Here is a 393-nt window from a genome sequence, read left to right on the forward strand (position 1 = left end):
ACGTCACGGCTGCCCCGGCGGTGAGTGTTAAGCAGGTTAACCGTATCGAAGGTGGCGCCGCAGGAGCATGTGGTGTTCATCCTCCCCTTACACAGGGCGCCTCGGCTGCCCTGGCGATGAGAGTTAAGTCGGTTGACCGAATCGAAAGTCATACCGCAGAGGCAGGTGGTGTTCTGCTTCCCCTTACACCGGATATCACTGCTGCTCCGACGGTGAGCGTTAAGCAGATTGGCCGAATCGAAGCTGAGGCCACAGGGGCAGATGGATCTCCGCCTCCCTTTGCACCGAACATCACTGCTGCGCTGGCGGTGAGAGTTAAGCTGGTTGACTGACTCAAAGGTGACGCCGCATAAGCAGGTGGTCTTCCGCTTTCCCTTGCACCGGGCGTCGCTG

1 protein-coding gene is annotated in these 393 nt (G+C 59.3%); it reads left to right on the forward strand.

Going from position 1 to position 393, the window contains the following annotated elements; all coding sequences use genetic code 11:
- Positions 1-332: hypothetical protein (locus tag E1189_RS11025; protein WP_196221378.1), on the forward strand; the 332-nt coding region annotated here is incomplete at its 5' end.
- Between the last annotated feature and the right edge of the window lie 61 nt (positions 333-393).

The organism is Parendozoicomonas verongulae, from assembly GCF_009711465.1.
Classification (GTDB): Bacteria; Pseudomonadota; Gammaproteobacteria; order Pseudomonadales; family Endozoicomonadaceae; genus Sansalvadorimonas; species Sansalvadorimonas verongulae.